This is a genomic window from Verrucosispora sp. WMMD1129 (genome assembly GCF_029581255.1).
Taxonomy (GTDB): domain Bacteria; phylum Actinomycetota; class Actinomycetes; order Mycobacteriales; family Micromonosporaceae; genus Micromonospora; species Micromonospora sediminimaris.
In genome coordinates, this window is record NZ_CP120741.1 from 2,557,437 (window position 1) to 2,574,285 (window position 16,849).

At 71.0% G+C, this 16,849-nt stretch carries 19 protein-coding genes; 7 read left to right on the plus strand and 12 right to left on the minus strand.

The window, feature by feature from the left end:
* Positions 1–66 precede the first annotated feature (66 nt).
* Both O7624_RS11605 and O7624_RS11610 read right to left on the minus strand, forming a co-directional pair.
* On the minus strand, positions 67–519 hold the full coding sequence (locus O7624_RS11605) for a hypothetical protein (protein ID WP_282240013.1): 453 nt from the start codon (positions 517–519) through the stop codon (positions 67–69).
* A gap of 76 nt (positions 520–595) precedes the next feature.
* Positions 596–1,588, minus strand: a complete 993-nt coding sequence (locus O7624_RS11610) for a 4-hydroxy-3-methylbut-2-enyl diphosphate reductase (protein WP_093406329.1) — start codon at positions 1,586–1,588, stop codon at positions 596–598.
* Positions 1,589–1,722: 134 nt separating this feature from the next.
* Between O7624_RS11610 and xseA the strand changes: the two genes are divergently transcribed.
* Both xseA and O7624_RS11620 read left to right on the plus strand, forming a co-directional pair.
* Positions 1,723–2,943 (plus strand): exodeoxyribonuclease VII large subunit, encoded by a 1,221-nt coding sequence (gene xseA / locus O7624_RS11615; protein WP_282240610.1) that lies wholly within the window; start codon positions 1,723–1,725, stop codon positions 2,941–2,943.
* Positions 2,944–3,128: 185 nt separating this feature from the next.
* Positions 3,129–3,350, plus strand: a complete 222-nt coding sequence (locus tag O7624_RS11620) for an exodeoxyribonuclease VII small subunit (RefSeq protein ID WP_093406666.1) — start codon at positions 3,129–3,131, stop codon at positions 3,348–3,350.
* A 156-nt stretch (positions 3,351–3,506) separates the two neighbouring features.
* Here the strand turns inward: O7624_RS11620 and O7624_RS11625 are convergent, their stop codons facing one another.
* From O7624_RS11625 to O7624_RS11635, 3 genes are all read right to left on the minus strand, one after another.
* Positions 3,507–4,343, minus strand: coding sequence for a hypothetical protein (locus tag O7624_RS11625; protein ID WP_282240014.1), 837 nt, complete (start codon positions 4,341–4,343; stop codon positions 3,507–3,509).
* A 226-nt stretch (positions 4,344–4,569) separates the two neighbouring features.
* Complete coding sequence (locus tag O7624_RS11630; protein ID WP_282240015.1) at positions 4,570–5,373, minus strand: hypothetical protein; 804 nt, start codon at positions 5,371–5,373, stop codon at positions 4,570–4,572.
* 173 nt (positions 5,374–5,546) lie between these two features.
* On the minus strand, positions 5,547–6,122 hold the full coding sequence (locus tag O7624_RS11635; protein ID WP_093406319.1) for a DUF4245 domain-containing protein: 576 nt from the start codon (positions 6,120–6,122) through the stop codon (positions 5,547–5,549).
* Positions 6,123–6,266: 144 nt separating this feature from the next.
* On the opposite strand from O7624_RS11635, the gene glpX reads away from it, so the two are divergent.
* Together glpX and O7624_RS11645 are read left to right on the plus strand one after the other, a co-directional pair.
* Positions 6,267–7,298, plus strand: coding sequence for a class II fructose-bisphosphatase (glpX, locus tag O7624_RS11640; RefSeq protein WP_093406317.1), 1,032 nt, complete (start codon positions 6,267–6,269; stop codon positions 7,296–7,298).
* A gap of 11 nt (positions 7,299–7,309) precedes the next feature.
* Complete coding sequence (locus tag O7624_RS11645) at positions 7,310–8,323, plus strand: DMT family transporter (protein ID WP_282240611.1); 1,014 nt, start codon at positions 7,310–7,312, stop codon at positions 8,321–8,323.
* Here the strand turns inward: O7624_RS11645 and O7624_RS11650 are convergent.
* The 5 genes from O7624_RS11650 to O7624_RS11670 form a co-directional block, all read right to left on the minus strand.
* Positions 8,253–8,906, minus strand: a complete 654-nt coding sequence (locus O7624_RS11650) for a rhomboid family intramembrane serine protease (RefSeq protein WP_093406314.1) — start codon at positions 8,904–8,906, stop codon at positions 8,253–8,255. The two genes, O7624_RS11645 and O7624_RS11650, sit on opposite strands and share 71 nt — an antisense overlap.
* A gap of 102 nt (positions 8,907–9,008) precedes the next feature.
* Positions 9,009–9,683 (minus strand): lytic transglycosylase domain-containing protein, encoded by a 675-nt coding sequence (locus O7624_RS11655; protein ID WP_282240016.1) that lies wholly within the window; start codon positions 9,681–9,683, stop codon positions 9,009–9,011.
* 286 nt (positions 9,684–9,969) lie between these two features.
* Complete coding sequence (locus tag O7624_RS11660; protein WP_210941461.1) at positions 9,970–11,385, minus strand: PhoH family protein; 1,416 nt, start codon at positions 11,383–11,385, stop codon at positions 9,970–9,972.
* A 380-nt stretch (positions 11,386–11,765) separates the two neighbouring features.
* Positions 11,766–12,194 (minus strand): hypothetical protein, encoded by a 429-nt coding sequence (locus tag O7624_RS11665; protein ID WP_282240017.1) that lies wholly within the window; start codon positions 12,192–12,194, stop codon positions 11,766–11,768.
* A gap of 28 nt (positions 12,195–12,222) precedes the next feature.
* Positions 12,223–12,567 (minus strand): hypothetical protein, encoded by a 345-nt coding sequence (locus O7624_RS11670; protein ID WP_093406661.1) that lies wholly within the window; start codon positions 12,565–12,567, stop codon positions 12,223–12,225.
* 264 nt (positions 12,568–12,831) lie between these two features.
* Here O7624_RS11670 and O7624_RS11675 point away from each other — a divergent pair, with 264 nt between their 5' ends.
* From O7624_RS11675 to otsB, 3 genes are all read left to right on the plus strand, one after another.
* Complete coding sequence (locus tag O7624_RS11675) at positions 12,832–13,272, plus strand: helix-turn-helix transcriptional regulator (RefSeq protein ID WP_210941464.1); 441 nt, start codon at positions 12,832–12,834, stop codon at positions 13,270–13,272.
* Between the two features lie 160 nt (positions 13,273–13,432).
* Positions 13,433–13,786, plus strand: a complete 354-nt coding sequence (locus O7624_RS11680; protein WP_093406304.1) for a hypothetical protein — start codon at positions 13,433–13,435, stop codon at positions 13,784–13,786.
* Positions 13,787–13,865: 79 nt separating this feature from the next.
* Positions 13,866–14,690: a trehalose-phosphatase gene (gene otsB, locus O7624_RS11685; RefSeq protein ID WP_093406302.1), complete on the plus strand. Its 825-nt coding sequence runs from the start codon at positions 13,866–13,868 to the stop codon at positions 14,688–14,690.
* A 21-nt stretch (positions 14,691–14,711) separates the two neighbouring features.
* Here the strand turns inward: otsB and O7624_RS11690 are convergent, their stop codons facing one another.
* Together O7624_RS11690 and O7624_RS11695 are read right to left on the minus strand one after the other, a co-directional pair.
* Positions 14,712–15,482, minus strand: a complete 771-nt coding sequence (locus O7624_RS11690; RefSeq protein ID WP_093406300.1) for an isoprenyl transferase — start codon at positions 15,480–15,482, stop codon at positions 14,712–14,714.
* Positions 15,483–15,513: 31 nt separating this feature from the next.
* Positions 15,514–16,683 carry a geranylgeranyl reductase family protein gene (locus O7624_RS11695; protein WP_282240018.1) on the minus strand — a complete coding sequence of 390 codons (1,170 nt, stop codon included), beginning with the start codon at positions 16,681–16,683 and terminating at the stop codon, positions 15,514–15,516.
* Between the last annotated feature and the right edge of the window lie 166 nt (positions 16,684–16,849).

Genomic DNA, 16,849 nt, shown 5'->3' on the forward strand with positions numbered 1-16,849 from the left:
GCCCGGCGGCCGGTCTGTTTACACGCCTGGCGGCTGGGGCTGCTTGGCGCGCCTGGCGGCCGGGTCTCAGCCGCGCTTGGCGGAGGCCACGACGAACGGGGTGCCCTGCTGGCAGGTGGACATCATGGTCGGGTCGGGACGGCCGGTCACCGTCACCGACGCACCCGCGGTGAGCACGTCACGGGGACCACCGAGCAGCAGGTAACCGTCGAGCAGCAGACAGCCGGGCTCGACGCCGGACTCGATCCGGCCGGTCACCGTGATCTCACCGGTCACGGGTGGCTTCGACGGGGCGGTCGGCCTGACCGTCGGCCGGGTGGTGGGTACGGTCGGGTCCACCGGATCGGAGGGCGAGGGCACCGGTGCGGACCTGGTCGGGTCGGGGGTGGGCAGCTCGGTCACCGGTGACGCTCCCGTCGGGGTCGGGGTGGCGGTGCCGTCCCCCGCGTCCTGGCCCGCACAGGCGGCGAGCGCCGTGCAGACGATCAGCGCGGTCGCGGCGATCCGAATGGTCCTCATACCAAGCTTTGACGCACCGGGCCGGTGAACAGTTCCACCGCGCCTGCCTGGCATGCTCACGGGCCTGCTCGGCGGCTCAGTCGCGGGCCGCCGCCGCAGCGGCCTTCATGTCGCGCTTGAGTTCCTGCGGCAGTGAGAAGGTGAGCCGTTCGTTCGCGGTCACCACCTCCTCCACGTCGGTGAAGCCGCGCTCGGCGAGGTGAGCCAGCACCTCCTGCACCAGTTCCTCCGGCACGCTGGCACCCGAGGTCAGACCCACCGTCCGCGCGTCGGCCAGCCAGGCGTCCTCGATCTCGTGGGCGAAGTCGACCAGGTGGCCGCCACGGGCACCACCGTCCAGGGCCACCTCGACCAGGCGTACGGAGTTGGACGAGTTGCGTGAGCCGACGACGATCACCACGTCGCACTCCGACGCGATCTCCTTGATCACGTGCTGCCGGTTGCTTGTGGCGTAGCAGATGTCGTCGCTGGGCGGTGACTGGAGCATCGGCAGCCGCTTCTTGAGCCGGGCGACGGTCTCCATCGTCTCGTCCACCGACAGCGTGGTCTGCGACAGCCAGACCACCTTGTTCGGATCCCGCACGGTGATCCGGTCGGCGTCCTCCGGGCCATCCACCAGCTGGATGTGCTCCGGCGCCTCGCCGGAGGTGCCGATGACCTCCTCGTGCCCCTCGTGACCGATGAGCAGGATGTCGTAGTCCTCGGCGGCGAACCGCTTCGCCTCGTGGTGCACCTTAGTCACCAGCGGGCAGGTGGCGTCGATCGCCTTCAGCGACCGCTGCTTCGCCTGCTCGTAGACCTCGGGAGCCACGCCGTGCGCGGAGAAGATCACAGTGGCGCCCTCGGGCACCTCCTCGTTCTCCTCCACGAAGATCGCACCCTGGGCCTCAAGCGTCCGCACCACGTGCTTGTTGTGCACGATCTGCTTTCGGACGTAGATGGGGGCACCGTAGAGCTTGAGCGCCTCCTCGACGGTCTGCACCGCCCGGTCCACGCCCGCGCAGTAGCCGCGGGGCTTGGCCAGGAGCACGCGCTTGCCGGTCCGGGGAGTCGCCTCAACCTCAGTCACCCCTGCATCCTACGTGCCATCCCCACACCCGGCAGCGGGCCGCAGCGACGCCCCGCCGCCAACGACACGCCGCCGGCACAACCTTCATGATCAACCTTCAGCGGGGCGAAGGGTCGTAGGGTGGGCGGGTGGGTGTGGGTGAAGGGGCTGAGGGGAAAAGCAGCTCGGAGGAACCGTGGCCGGTACGCGTGGTCAGTCAGAAGATCGGCGCCTGGGTCGCCCGGCTCGGATGGGTGTGGGTCGACGGGCAGGTGGCGCAGATCAGCCGACGACCCGGCGCCAGCACCGTGTTCCTGACACTGCGTGACCCGTCCGCCGACCTGAGTCTCACGGTCACCACCAACCGCGACGTGCTCGACCTCGGCGCGCCGGAACTGCGCGAGGGTGCCCGGGTGGTGCTGCACGCCAAGCCCGAGTTCTACGCCGCCCGGGGCACGCTCAGCCTGCGCGCCGACGAGATCCGCCAGGTCGGCCTCGGCGAGCTCCTCGCCCGGCTGGAAAAGCTCAAGAAGCTGCTGGCCGCCGAAGGGCTGTTCGACCGGGCGCGGAAGCGCCGCCCACCGTTCCTGCCCCAGCGGATCGGGCTGATCACCGGTCGGGCCAGCGCAGCCGAGCGGGACGTCCTGACAAACGCCCGCCGACGCTGGCCGGCGGTGGAGTTCCGGACGGTGAACGTGGCCGTGCAGGGCCCGGCGGCCGTCCCGCAGATCGTGGACGCGCTCAAGGCGCTGGACGCGGACCCGAGCATCGACGTGATCATCCTGGCCCGTGGCGGGGGCGGCATCGAGGATCTGCTGCCCTTCTCCGACGAGGCGCTGTGCCGGGCCGTCTTCGCCTGTCGTACGCCGGTGGTCAGCGCCATCGGCCACGAGACGGACGCACCGCTTGTCGACTACGTGGCCGACGTCCGGGCGTCGACCCCCACCGACGCGGCCAAACGGGTGGTGCCCGACCTGGCCGAGGAGGTACGCCTGATCAAGCAGGCCCGGCACCGGCTGCACCGGGCCGTGCACAATCTCGTCGACCGGGAGTCCCACCGCATCGACGCGCTCCGCTCCCGACCGGTGCTGGCCCGGCCCCAGGTGATGCTGGAGCAGCGGGCCGCCGAGGTGGTCGCCCTCCGCCAGCGCGCCGGCCGCTGTCTGGACCACCGCCTCGCCGCCGCTGGCGAGGACCTTCGGCACACCGTGGCCCGGCTGCGCGCTCTCTCCCCGGCCGCCACCCTTGACCGCGGGTACGCCATCGTGCAACGCGCCGACGGCCATGTCGTACGCGCGGCCACCGAGGTGGCTCCCGGCGACCCGCTGCGGGTACGCCTCGCCGAAGGCGAACTGTCCGCCACGGTCGACACCTGACCCGCGCGGGACCGCCCCGGCGCACGATGGCACTCGATCCCGGGCCGGGTGCGGCCCGGGAGGCCACCGATCCCGGATCCGGCAGCCGGGCTGCGTGGCCGGCGACAGCACGGCCTTGACGCCCGGCGTGCCGAACGGTGGTGCGGTCGACGGCGGCGTCGGACGGTTGTGCTGAGATGGGTGCGATGACTGACGAGAAGACCAACGGGTCGGACGAGCGGCTCAGCTACGAACAGGCCCGCGCCGAGCTCGCGTCGGTGGTGGAGCGGCTGGAGGCCGGCGGCACGTCGCTGGAGGAGTCGTTGGCGCTGTGGGAGCGCGGCGAGGCGCTGGCGGTCATCTGCCAGCGATGGCTCGACGGCGCCCGCGCCCGGATCGACGCCGCCCGACCTGATCCGGCCACCTGACCGTTCCGAGAGCATGCCGATCCGGCCGGGACAGGCGGCACGGTCAGCTCGCGGGCGAGCGGCACGCCAGCACGGCGCGGCGGGAGCCGGTGGGCTCCCGCCGCGGTGCGTACGGTTTCTGACGGGCGAGGCGTACGGTCCGACCGCGCCCCGCGCTCAGTCGAACAGGTTGTACAGCTCCGGCGGCGCCTCGACGACCTGGTCAGCTGAGGGCTTGGTCGCCGCGGTCGCGTTGCCGTAGTCGGAGTAGGTCACCTTGATCTCCTGCCCGGCGGGCCGGCTGCCCTCGGGCAGTTGAATGACCATCTCGGTGAGTCGCCCCTGGGCGTCGGTCTTAGCGGTGAACGGCACCGACTTCGCCTCCGGGCCGAGCGCGGTGATCACGCTCGGGTCGAGGGATCCGGCGTCGGCCGCCTTCGACAGGTCGAGGGTGCCGGCGTACGCCCCGTCGCCGGTACGGCGGACCTCGGTGACGGCCTGAGTCAACGCCTCACTGCCGGCGGGGTCGACCTTGTCGAAGTCGAAGCCAAGGCTGCGGTTGCCCTTGATCCGGCTCTGATCGAGGTGGTGGTACTTGCCGAGGTTGAGTCGGTCCGCCCCGGGCACGCTGGTGGCCGCCTGGCCCTGAAGGTCCAGCTTCACCCAGCTGTCCGGTTTGGCGTGGATGAGGTCGAGGCTGATCGCCAGGTCATCGGTCGACTCGCCGAGGCGTACCTTGATCTCAGCGCTCTGGCTCGGCTGGTGCACCTGGCCCTCCGCCACCGAGCCGGCACCGGTCATGCTGAACCTGAAGTTGCCGTTGCTGATCTCCCGGGTCGAGTCCAGTAGCGCCTGCTTCGCGTCGGTGTCGACCTCGGGTGCGGCACCGGTGGCGCTGGCGGTGGCGGACGGTGTGGCGCTCGGCCCGGCGTCGCCGGTGGTGGTGCAGGCGGCGACTCCGGGCGTGAAGAGGGCGACGGCCACGAGGCCGGCGCTCAGTCGTCGAACGGTCATCGGTGTCTCCCAGCAGGGTCATCCGGTGCGTTCTCGCGCCGGAGGCTCCCCTTCTCTGTTCCCTGCCGGCCGCTCGCGCAATCACCCGAAACCGACCAGATCCCCCGGACCATCGTCGCCGGTCCGACCGGCCGTCCGGCGCGGGCCACCCGCAGCCTGGTGGAACGGCCCGCCGGAACGTGAACGGGGGCGGGCTCAGCCCACCCCCGCAGCAGTGCCGCTCGACCTACTTGAACATCTCGTAGGTCTGCTCGCTCGCCTCGATGACCTGGTCCGCCGGCGGCTTCTGCACGGCGGTCGCCGCACCATAGTCGGCGTAGGTGACCTTGATGTCCTGGGCCTTGGTCTCGCCCGCCGCCGGGACGGACATGACCAGCTCGCTCAGCCGGCCCTCGGCGTCCAGCTTCGCGGTGAACGGGATCGCCTTGGCCTGGTCACCAAGCGCCTTGAGCATGTCCTCGTCGGCGGCCACCGAGTCCTTGACCGAGGTGAGGTCGAAGGTGCCGCTGTAGGTGCCCTCGCCGGTCTTCTGCACCTCGGCGAGACCCTCGAACATGCCGGCGGCGTCGGCCGGGTCGGTGCCCTCCTTGAAGATGTCGAGGTTCTTCGCGTCCTTGGCCTTGGCGGCGTCGAGGTGCTGGTACTTGTCCTTGATCGCCTCCATCCCCGGGACGCCGGCGAAGAGGTCACCCAGGTCGACCTTCACCCAGGTGTCCGGCTGGATCTGGATCAGGTCGAAATCCATGGTGAAGTCTTCGTCGCCCATGGTCATCGTCATCTGAGCGCTGTTGCTGGGCTTGTGGAACGTGCCCTTGCCGGTCATCGAGTCAGCCGCGATGGTGAAGGTGAAGTTGCCCTCGGCCAGCCCCTTGGTGGAGGCGACAAGCGCCGCCTTCGGGTCGGCCGGGATGCCCGACTCGGTCGAGGAGCCCGCGGCAGGCGAGTCACTGCTGGAGTTGTTGCAGGCAGCGAGCCCGGGAACGAGCAGCGTGGCGGCGATGAGGCCCACGCTCCACCGTCGAATGTTCACAGATCGTCTCTCTTCAAGCAGGAAACCCGACCGACAGCAGCCGGTCAGGCATCGAACCCGGGGAGCGTAACGGATCGCACCGACATGCAGGGGGCACTTGATGCGACGCCACGCCTGCGCCGTCGGCCGGCACGCACCGGCGTCGCCGGCACCCCCGACCGGATCGAGGGCGTTCAGTCCACGGCGGTGGCGAGCGCCCGCAGTTCGTTGTCCCGGGCGTCGCCGACGACGATCACCGTGCGCTCCGGCTGGAGCAGCACCAACGCCTGCTCGTTACCGCGTGCCGTGTACCGCTGCCAGGTGCCGGACCCGAGATCGGTCCGCCCCTGTGGCCGACCCGCGTCGGTCAGCTCGGCCGGCAGCAGCCGGTCCGGCGGCACGTTGCTCTGCACCAGTTGCAGGCCCCGCCCCTCCGGGGTGACATATCCCACCCGGAGGATCGCCCCGTCCTCGGCCGTGCGGTAGGTGGCGCGCACGGCCCGCCACCCGTCACCCAGCTCGGCCGGTTCGCTCACCGGAAACGCGCCGGCCGATTTCGCCTGTTCGAAGGCGGGTGCCGGATCGACAGTGTTCGGCTCGTCCCCGCCGAGGAAGCCCCGGTAGAAGGCGAGTAGCAGGGCGATCGGGATCAGCAGCACCAGCAGCGAGATGGCCATGTCCCGGGGCGACCGCTCGGACCTTGCGGCGGCGGCGGGCGGCGGCACGGGCTCGTCGGCGGGTGCGCGGTCATCAGGCTGTGCAGGCTCCACCTCGCCATTGTCTCAGCAGCCCGACCGGCGGTATCCGTGCCATCACCGCCCCGCCCCGGCTGCGCGTCCGCCATCGTGTGAGGATCAGGAACGAAGCCGGCAGCGCCGGCCCGCCCCGCACCGCCGCGAGGAGGAGCCGTTTTCATGACGACCATCAGGACGCGAATTCCACAGAATCTCGACCGCAACCTCGCCCTCGATCTGGTCAGGGTCACCGAGGCGGCGGCGATGGCCGCCGGCCGGTGGGTCGGCCGGGGCGACAAGGAGGGTGGCGACGGCGCCGCCGTCGACGCGATGCGCAAGTTGATCAACTCGATCCCGATGAAGGGGATCGTGGTGATCGGCGAGGGCGAGAAGGACAACGCCCCGATGCTGTTCAACGGCGAGGAGGTCGGCGACGGCGACGGCCCCGAGGTGGACGTCGCGGTGGACCCGATCGACGGCACCACCCTGATGAGCAAGGGGATGCCGAACGCGCTCGCGGTGCTGGCGGTGGCCGAACGGGGCGCGATGTTCGACCCGAGCGCGGTCTTCTACATGGAGAAGCTCGCCGTCGGCCCCGCCTACGCCGACGTGGTGGACATCGAGGCCGGCACGGTCGAAAATCTGCGTCGCATCGCGAAGGCCAAGGGCACAAGCGTCTCCGAGGTCACGGTCTGTGTGCTCGACCGTTCCCGGCACGACGGCCTGGTCGACGAGATCCGCCGCGCCGGGGCCGGCATCCGCTTCATCTCCGACGGCGACATCGCCGGTGCGATCGCCGCCGCACGCGGCGAGTCGGACGTCGACGTGCTGATGGGCATCGGCGGCACCCCGGAGGGCATCACCGCCGCCTGCGCCCTGAAGTGCATGGGCGGGATGATGCAGGCCAAGCTCTGGCCACGGGACGACGCCGAGCGTGAGAAGGCGGTCGCGGCCGGCCACGACCTGGACCGGGTGCTCACCACCGACGACCTGGTGACCGGCGACAACTGCTTCTTCGTGGCGACCGGCATCACCTCCGGGGACCTGCTGCGCGGCGTGCGGTACCGGGCCGGCGGTGCGTACACCCAGTCGATCGTGATGCGCTCCAAGAGCGGCACCATTCGAGTGATCGACTCGTACCACCGGTTGGAGAAGCTGGCGCTGTACTCGGCGGTGGACTTCGACGGCCGGCCACTGGACGAACAGGCTTGAGTGCCCCGACGGTGACCCGGCCGGCGGTGTCGGCGGGTCGCCGATTCGGCGCGGTGGCGCTGGCCACCCTGGCCGGGGTCGCCGTGGCGACGCAGTCGCGAATCAACGGCGAGTTGGGCGTACGCCTCGGCGACGGGGTGACCGCCGCGGTCATCTCGTTCGGTTCGGGCCTGCTACTGCTGTTGGTGTTGGTTCCGGCCACGGGTGCCGGGCGACGCGGGTTGACGACACTGCGTACCGCCCTCGGTCGGGGGACGCTTCGGCCGTGGCAGTGCCTCGGCGGTGCCTGCGGCGCATTCCTGGTGTTCACCCAGGGCGCCACCGTCGGCACCCTGGGAGTCGCGGTGTTCACGGTGGCGGTCGTGGCCGGCCAGTCCGCCAGCAGCCTGCTCGTCGACCGGGCGGGGATCGGCCCGAGCGGCCGGCGACCGGTGACCGGCGCCCGGCTGGCCGGCGCGGCGCTGACCGTGGTCGCGGTGCTGCTGGCGGTCAGCGACCGGTTCCGCGAGCCGGCAACTCTCGGGCTGGCCGTGCTGCCGCTGCTGGCCGGGGTGGCGGTGGCCTGGCAGCAGGCGGTGAACGGATGGGTCCGGGTGGTCAGCGAGAGCACGCTTACCGCCACGCTCGTCAACTTCGCCGCCGGTACGGCGGTGCTGCTGGTCGCGTTCGTCGTCAGCCTCGCGCTGCGGGGTCTGCCTCCGGGCGGGCTGCCCGCCGATCCCTGGCTCTACCTCGGTGGGCCGATCGGTGTCACGTTCATCGCGGTGGCCGCTGCGGTGGTCCGCCTCACCGGTGTGTTGCTGCTCGGCCTGGCCACCGTCGCCGGTCAGGTGGTCGGTGCGGTGCTGCTGGACGTGCTGATGCCCTCCGCCGCCTCGCATCCCGACCCGACCACCCTGCTCGGTGCCGTGCTGACCCTGGTCGCCGTGGCGGTAGCCGCGCTCGGTGGACGGGTCAGGGCATGGTCATCGGCGACTCGGAGCGGTACGGCCCGTCGAGGTCGGACCGACGACGACGGAAGATGATCGCCGCCACGATGCCGCCGAGCAGCCCGAACAGGTGCCCCTGCCAGGAGATCCGCTCGTCGGTGGGCAGCACGCCGACCAGTTGGCCGCCGTAGAGCAGCCCGACCAGCAGGAACACGGCGAAGTTCCACCAGCTCCGCTCGAAGATGCCCCGGGTGAGCAGGATGCCGAGGTACCCGAAGATCACCCCGCTGGCACCGACCACGATCGTGCTGGACGAGCCGGTGAACCACACGCCGAGCCCGCTTACCAGGACGATCACCAGGGTGGACCAGAGGAAGCGCCGAGCACCCGCCGCCAGCACGAACGTGCCGAGGAGGATCAACGGGATGCTGTTGCTGTAGAGGTGGTCGAAGCCGTGGTGCAGGAACGGCGAGAAGAAGATGCCGTCCAGCCCGTCGATGCGCTGCGGGATGATCCCGGCGGCGGCGTCGAACCCGGCACCGAGCCAGACGTCGAGGCCCTCGATCAGGAAGAGCACCGGAACCACCGCGCACATGGCGACGAACGCCCGGCCGATGGACGCGTAGAAGGCCACGGTGCCGAAGCGGTGGGCATCGCCGTTTCCTGGGAGCAGGGTCACCTGTCAACAGCTATCAGCAAACGTCGGTGGCCGCCACTTTTCCCGACCCGAGACACACGGCGGCGGGGTGCGGTCACCCGCCCCCGCCGCCCGTGGTGCAGCTCAGTAGTAACCCTTGGCCTGCGAGTGGTTCCAGGCTGCGCAGGGCGTGCTGTAGCGGCCCTTGATGTAACCGAGCCCCCACTTGATCTGGGTGACCGGGTTGGTCTCCCAGTCGTCGCCGACCGAGGACATCTTGTTCCCCGGGTACGCCTGCGGGATGCCGTACGCCCCGGAGGAGCTGTTACGGGCCTTGTGGTTCCAGCCGCTCTCCTTGTTCCAGAGCTTGTCCAGACAGGGGAACTGGTCGATCTTGAAACCCGCATCCATCATGAGCGCGCAGCCGACCTTCCGGTTGCCGCTGTATTCCTCGCAGGACTCGGGGATCGGGCCGTCGTACGGCTTCGCGGCGCGGGCCGCGGCCTCCTTGGCGGCCTTCTCCGCGGCCTTCCGGCGGGCCGCCTCCTCCGCCTTGCGCGCCTTCTCGGCGGCGGCCTTGGCCTGCTTCCGCACCTCGCTGGCCTGCTGTCGGGCGGTGCGGACCTGACGGGAGACCGTCTCTTTCTGCCGGTACTCGACGTTGACGTCGATTTCGCTGACGCTGCCGGCCACCTGAGCGCCGGGGCCTGAGCGCTGGGACTGGCGGTCCTCACTGAGGTAGAAACCGCCGGCCACGCCCACCGAGAGCAGCGCGACGGCTGCGGTGCGGGCGGCGAACCGGCTCCACGGCCGACTCACGAAGTGATCCCTTCGTCGGGTTCAGAGACGCGGCGTGCCGCGACCGCGAGCGGTCTTGGCGCGCCACGGGCGCCCGCGGCCGGCGTGCCGGCCACCGTGGACGCACCGCGTCGCCTCCCGGCGTCGCCCGCTCCGGTGTCGGAGTGACGAACGATCACCAACGATGCGTCGGGTGCGTGGGCGCCCGTGGGAAACCATCGCGCACAGTGAGGCCGATGGGAAACCACGAACCCCAATTGTGACGTGCGTCACGCAAAAAATCAACGCGAAGCACTTAAAACGGTCGTCAGGTCGGGACATCCTCCAACAGGTCCGTCACCATCGCGGCGATCGGCGACCGCTCCGAGCGGCTGAGCGTCACGTGTGCGAAAAGCTGATGGCCCTTCAACGCCTCGATCACCGCGGTGACCCCGTCGTGCCGCCCAACCCGCAGATTGTCCCGCTGAGCGACGTCGTGGGTGAGTACCACCCGGGAGCCCTGGCCGATCCGGGAGAGCACCGTCAGCAGCACGCCGCGCTCCAACGACTGCGCCTCGTCGACGATGACGAAGGCATCATGCAGGCTGCGGCCCCGGATGTGGGTCAGCGGCAGCACCTCGAGCAGACCACGCGAGGTGACCTCCTCCAGCACGTTCTCGTGCACCACCGCGCCGAGGGTGTCGAAGACCGCCTGCGCCCAGGGCGACATCTTCTCCGACTCCGAACCGGGTAGATAGCCCAGTTCCTGCCCGCCGACGGCGTACAGCGGGCGGAAGACGATCACCTTCTTGTGCCGGCGACGCTCCATCACCGCCTCCAGCCCCGCACACAGCGCCAGGGCGGACTTGCCGGTGCCGGCCCGACCGCCGAGCGAGACGATGCCGATCGACTCGTCGAGCAGGAGATCCAGCGCGACCCGCTGCTCGGCCGAGCGCCCGTGCACGCCGAACGCCTCCCGGTCGCCCCGGACCAGCCGCACGGTCTTGTCCGGCAGCACCCGGCCAAGCGCCGAGCCACGGGACGAGTGCAGCACCAGTCCGGTGTGGCAGGGCAGGCCGGCCGCCGCGTCCACGTCGATGACCTCTCCCGCGTAGAGCCGGGCGATCTCGTCCTCGGCGAGATCCAGCTCGGCCATCCCGGTCCAGGTCGGGTCGCTGGCCTGGCCGTGCCGGTACTCGTCGGCGCGCAGCCCCACGGAGGCGGCCTTGACCCGCAACGGCATGTCCTTGCTGACCAGGGTCACCTCCCGCCCTTCGGCGGCGAGGTTCAGCGCGACGGAGAGGATCCGAGCGTCGTTGGACTCGTTGCGGAAGCCCGGCGGCAGCACCCCGTCATCGGTGTGGTTCAGCTCCACGCGCAGCGTGCCGCCGACATCGTTGGCGGGTACCGGCCGGTCGAGCCGGCCGTGGCGCACCCGCAGCTCGTCCAGCATGCGCAGCGACTGGCGGGCGAACCAGCCCAGTTCCGGGTGTTGCCGCTTGCCCTCCAGCTCGGAGATCACCACCAGCGGAAGCACCACCTCGTGCTCGGCGAAGCGGTGGAACGCCGCCGGGTCGCTGAGCAGTACCGAGGTGTCCAGAACGAAGGACTGGCCCGCTGGTCGGGGCTCCCTGGGGTCGGCCGAACCGGCGGCCGCCGTACGGCGGCTCCGGGTGCTGCGGCGGGTCGTGGTAGTCGCGGCCGGGCCCTGGTCGGCACCGGCGGTCGTACGGCGAGTCGTCACAGGCCTGCTCCGGCGGATGGGCACCCGGCCACCCGCGGTCCGCCTCCTCCGGATGCCCGGCTGACACGGGGTCGGATGCGGGCCCCGTGCGCGAGGTCGCAGGCCGGGCGGGCCGGCTGGCTCGGGACAACCCCGCGCCATGCCTAGACGCTAGCTCCCCGCACCCGTCCCGGCTAGAGGTCGTTCATGAACGGCCGCTGGCAGGGGGCACGAGGTCAGCTAGCCGCCAGGGCCCAGAACATGAACCGGCCGGGATGCATGCCCCCTGCGCGCATCCCGGCCGGTGGGACCACCGCCACCGGTCTGACGTGGCCCCGGCGGCGCCACCCACGAGGGGTACGCGCCGCGCCTGTGGACGGGCCCGGAGCCCGTCGACCGGTTCAGCCGGTCCGTCGGACGAGGGTGCCGGTCGGGTGCCGCCCGGTGACCGAGGCGGCCGGCTCCGCGAAGGACGACCCGGTGTACGTGGTGCCCGGGCGAGCCGTGGCAGCCTTCTCGATCTCCCCCGGTGGCCCTTCGGCGCGCAGTGCCGGAGGGGGTGCGCACGCGCCCCGTGGCGGCAGTGGGTTCACGGTTGCCGAGACCCGAGCGGGAGACGACGAGGGTGACGTGACGGCGAGGGCGGAGGCGATGGCCGCCTGAGCCTCCCGACGACGTCGGTTCCACGCCCCACGGTCCCCGTCGAAGTAGCCCTGCCGGTAGCCGAAGCGGTAACCGATCCGGTAACTGAGCTGCCCGTGCAGCCGCCCAGCGGCGTAGCTCGTGGCGGCAAGTACGAGCACCAGAAAGATCGCCAGGAATGGGCTCATCCGGCGGCTCCGGTGTGCCGCGCGGCCCTCATCGTTCCTCCGGTTCGACAGTGGTGGGGTCGGCGACCAGCAGCCGGTCGAGGTCGTCGGTGCCGATCTCCTCCACCAGTTCCACACTGATCCGGCAGCCGTCCATGACCACCTCGGCCATGGAGGAGCGGCGGATCTCGCCGCCGGCGTCGTAGACCCGGACACTCAGTTCCGGGCAGCCGAGATGGGTCCGCCAGGCGTTCCACTCGGCCCGGTCGCCGACGCTGAGCGACAGGTAGCGGCAGCCGCGGGCGAGGTAGAGGCGCCACGGCGCGCTCAGCCCGGCGGCGACCCCCTCGGCCACCAGGCTGAACGCCTGAGCACGGGTTGCGAGTTCGGTCACCGCGTCCACCTCGCACCGGGCGCGTGACGCAGGTGAGCACTGATCGTCTCATGCACGTGACACACCGTAGGTTGTCCCATGAACGTGACAGTATCAGCTTTTCGTTCGTTTGCCTCCACACCTACGTACATCTATCCTGCCCAGGTGACACCCCTCAGAAAGAGTGCCGGACCCCCTTCCGGCCGCACGCCAAAGTCGTCACGCAAGCGTGACAGACGCGTGGCAGGCACCGTCACCCAGACTCAACGGTCGTACGGTCACGAGGTGACCGAGACGGCCAACGCGCGGAAGATCGCCTTCGCCACCTTCGTCCGGCGCGCCCTCGACGAGGCCCGGGCGACCCGTGCGTGGAGCGGCACCGAGGTCTCCCGGCGTACCGGCGTCTCCCGGCAGACCATCAACCGATGGGTACGTGGCGACTGGGCCAGCGACCCGGAAGCCGAGCGGGTGGTGGCCTTCTGCGAGGGCCTCGGGCTGGACCCGGCGGTGGCCTTCGCGGCGCTGGGCTGGGACCGGACCGCCTCCCGCCGAACCGCACCGGCACCACCACCGATGGACCCCGACGTCGAGGCACTGCTGCGCCGCCTGGTCGACCCCGACGTCTCGGACGCGGAGAAGTTCCACATCCGAGAAACCATTCGTTACCTCGCATATCGCCCGACGTTGCCGCTCGATGTCCGAAAACGAGGCGACGCCGCCAGCTAGTTCCTCAGATGGCGAAAGAACGCCAGGTCAGCCTCATTCGTTTCGCTACGGGGCGGGATCGGGCGCGCTAGCGTCCGTGTTTGTACTGCTTGGGCTCGTCGTCGGCGGGGGGACGGGACAAGGCCGAACCCAGCCCTGCGGGACAGAAAGGGGTCTCTCCATGACCCTGAAATGGTTGGCTGTCGTGGTCGCGACGGTCTCGGTGACGCTGTGCATCACCGGCAACGCAGTGACCCTGACCCTGAACGGCGGGCAGCTTCCGCTGCTCGTCAACCTCTTCGCGCTCGCCACCGCGGGCACCGCGATCGTCCTGGCCGTCGTCGCCGAACTGCACGACCGGCTCAACGACCGGCTCACCGCGCTCACCGAGTTCCTGGTGGAGCGGCTGCGGGAGATCGAGGCGAACACCGGCGACCGGAACTCCGGCTTCGTGGAGGGCTACCTGCTGAGCCACGGTCAGGAGGCGGCGGTGGTGCCGTTCGGACGCCGGGGACGTGGGGCCGCCGAACGCTGAATCACGCTGAATCACACCTGTCGCCCACACCGGATTCACGTCAGGATTGACCGGTCGAACCCGGGGTACGCTGTCGCGCGTGCCGCCGTTGAATCTGGGCAACCAGCAGCCGAAGACCCCGCTGAACGCCGACCAGGCCTGGCGGGCAACCGCCGACCGGGCGGCCGAGACCGTCCTCTTCTTCGACTTCGACGGCACCCTCGCGCCGGTCGCCGACGATCCGACACAGGTACAGCCCGCGCCGAAGGTGCTGGCCGCCATCGAGACACTGGCCCCGATCGTGCGGCGCATCGCGATCGTCTCGGCCCGGCCGGTGGAGTTCCTGCGCGAACATTTCGGCGGGCTCACCGGGGTCGACCTGTACGGCCTCTACGGCCTGGAACACAGCCACTCCGGCGGTGCCACGGTCACCGAGCCGGCCGCGCTGCCGTGGGTGCCCACCATGGCCGAACTCGCCGAACGTGGCCGCGCCGAACTGCCACCCGGCACCCTTGTGGAGTACAAGCGGCTGTCGGTGGCCCTGCACTGGCGTACCGCACCGCAACTCGCCGCCACCGTCGAGCAGTGGGGCCGGGATCAGGCCGAGCACCTCGGCCTGCGGGTACAGGTCGGGCGGATGGTCCTGGAGATCAAGCCGCCGGTCGACCGGGACAAGGGCATGGTGATCGACGAACTGGTGCAGGGGGTACGCGGGGCCTGGTACTTCGGCGACGACGTCTCCGACATCAAGGCCTTCGCCGCGCTCCGGGCCCGGGCCGCCGGCGACCCGGATTTCCTCGGTGTCTGCGTCGCCGTCGCCAACCCGGAGACCGGCGACGAGGTCGCCGAGGCCGCCGACCTCACCATCGACTCCCCCGCCGCCCTGGGCGACTTCCTCACCGAGGCCACCCACCGTCTCGCCTGAGCGGTCGGTTCGCTCCGGCTTTCAAACCCCGTAGCGACGCTGACGGGTGGCGTACGAGCGCAGTGCGCGGAGGAAGTCGACGCGGCGGAAATCGGGCCAGTTCAACTCGCAGAAGTAGAACTCCGAGTGCGCCGACTGCCAGAGCATGAAGCCGGAGAGGCGCTGCTCGCCACTGGTCCGGATGATCAGATCCGGATCCGGCAGGCCCCGGGTGTAAAGGTGCTCGGAGATGTCGTCCACGTCGAGCGACCCGGCGAGTTCCTCAAGCGTGCCGCCGTTCGCCGCGTGCTCCAACAGCAGGGAGCGCACCGCGTCGGCGATCTCCCGCCGCCCGCCGTACCCGACAGCGATGTTGACCTGGGCGCTGCCGGCGCGTTCCCGGGTCCGCTCCTCGGCGGCCTTGAGCGCCGTGGCCAGGCGCGTCGGCAGCACGTCGAGCGCGCCGACCATCCGCAGCCGCCAGGGATTACCCTCCTCGGCCAGCTCGGTGGTGAGGTCCTCGATGATCTGGAGCAGTGGATCCAGCTCCGCCGCCGGGCGTGAGAGATTGTCGGTGGAGAGCAGCCACAGGGTCACGTGCCCCACGCCTGCGGCGTCACACCAACGCAGCAGCTCCTTTATCCGCTCGGCACCCATCCGGTGCCCGTCGTTCGGATCGACGAAGCCCATCTCCCGGGCCCATCTGCGGTTGCCGTCACACATCACGCCCACGTGGCGGGGCACCGGCCGACCCGCGAGCTTGGCCGTGAGCCGCCGCTCGTAAACGGAGTAGAGAAGTTTCCGCAGACTCATCACCTAGCAGGGTAGCGAGCCGCCGTACGGATCAGTGTGCCGGTGGCCGATGCCGCACCGACAGGCCGAGGGCGATCAGGCCGAGCGTCCGCCCGTCCAGCAGGCCATCGCCCAGTCCCAGCTCGGTCACCCTGCCGAAAACGCGTCCGTCACGACCGGCCGCCCGCACCGCCGCGTCCACCACCCACCGACGCCGGGCCAGCCAGGCCGCCGTCGAGCTGTGCCGCAGGTGCGTGCCGAGCCGGCGACGCAGCGCGGTCGCGTACCGTCGCGCCGCGTGCTCCGGTGGCCCGACCGCGGCGTACCCGGCCAGCGCGCCGGAGCGCAACGCGTAGAAGATCCCTTCGCCGGTGAGCGGGTTGATCAGCGAGAACGCGTCACCGGCGAGCATCACCCGGCCCCGCCCCGGCACCGGCCGGAAGGTGGAGAGCGGCAGGTGATGGGCGCGCAGCGAGCTGACCGCCGCCGGATCCGTGCCCGGCAGCAGCGCGGCCAGCCGGTCGAGCAGGTGCGCGCGGGTCAGCGACTCGCCCCGCAGCACCTCGCCGTACCCGACGTTCGCGCGGCCGTCCCCGATCGGGAACGACCAGGCGTACGCCGGCCAACGGGCCGCCGAGGTGACGATGAGCTGCGCGGGTGGGCCGGGCGGCGCGGGCGCGTACCCCCGGATGGCCAACGCCAGGTGACGGTCCGGATTGCTCGGCTCACCGAGCGCACGACGGACGATGGACCCGGCGCCGTCGGCGCCCACCACCACCCCGGCGGAGATCTCCCCGTCCAGCACCACCCGGTCGGCACGCACCTCGACCCGGCGCACCGCCCGCCGGCCCAGCGGCACGCCGTCCCGGACCGCCGCCGCCACCAGCCGCGCGTCGAACACCTGCCGCGGCACCGTGTACGCGGGCCTGGGCAACGCCCGCGCCACGGCACCGCCGTCCGGCGCCACCAGCCGCAGCGCCGGCACCGGCGCAAAGTCGGCCACCGCGTCACGCACGCCCAGTTCGGCGAGTACGTCCAACGCGTGCGCGGCGATCCCGTCACCGCAGGCCTTGTCCCGGGGAAACTCGGCCCGGTCCAACAGCAACACCTCGGCACCCGCCCGTCGGGCCGCCAACGCGGCAGCCGCCCCCGCCGGCCCCGCCCCGACCACCACCACGTCGAACTCGTCCCGCACGGCCCCTCCTTCCGCATCACCCACCACCCGCACCCCCCCCACCGCCCTGGTGGGACTACCTCACCCGTCCGCCCCCGCACCCGGAGACACGGCGAGGCCGCAGTGGCCACCACGTACCCGCCCCGCCGCACACCGGCCACGCTTGCTCTGCTTCACCCAACGCACTGCGATCGTCGCGGATCCTGTGCGCCAG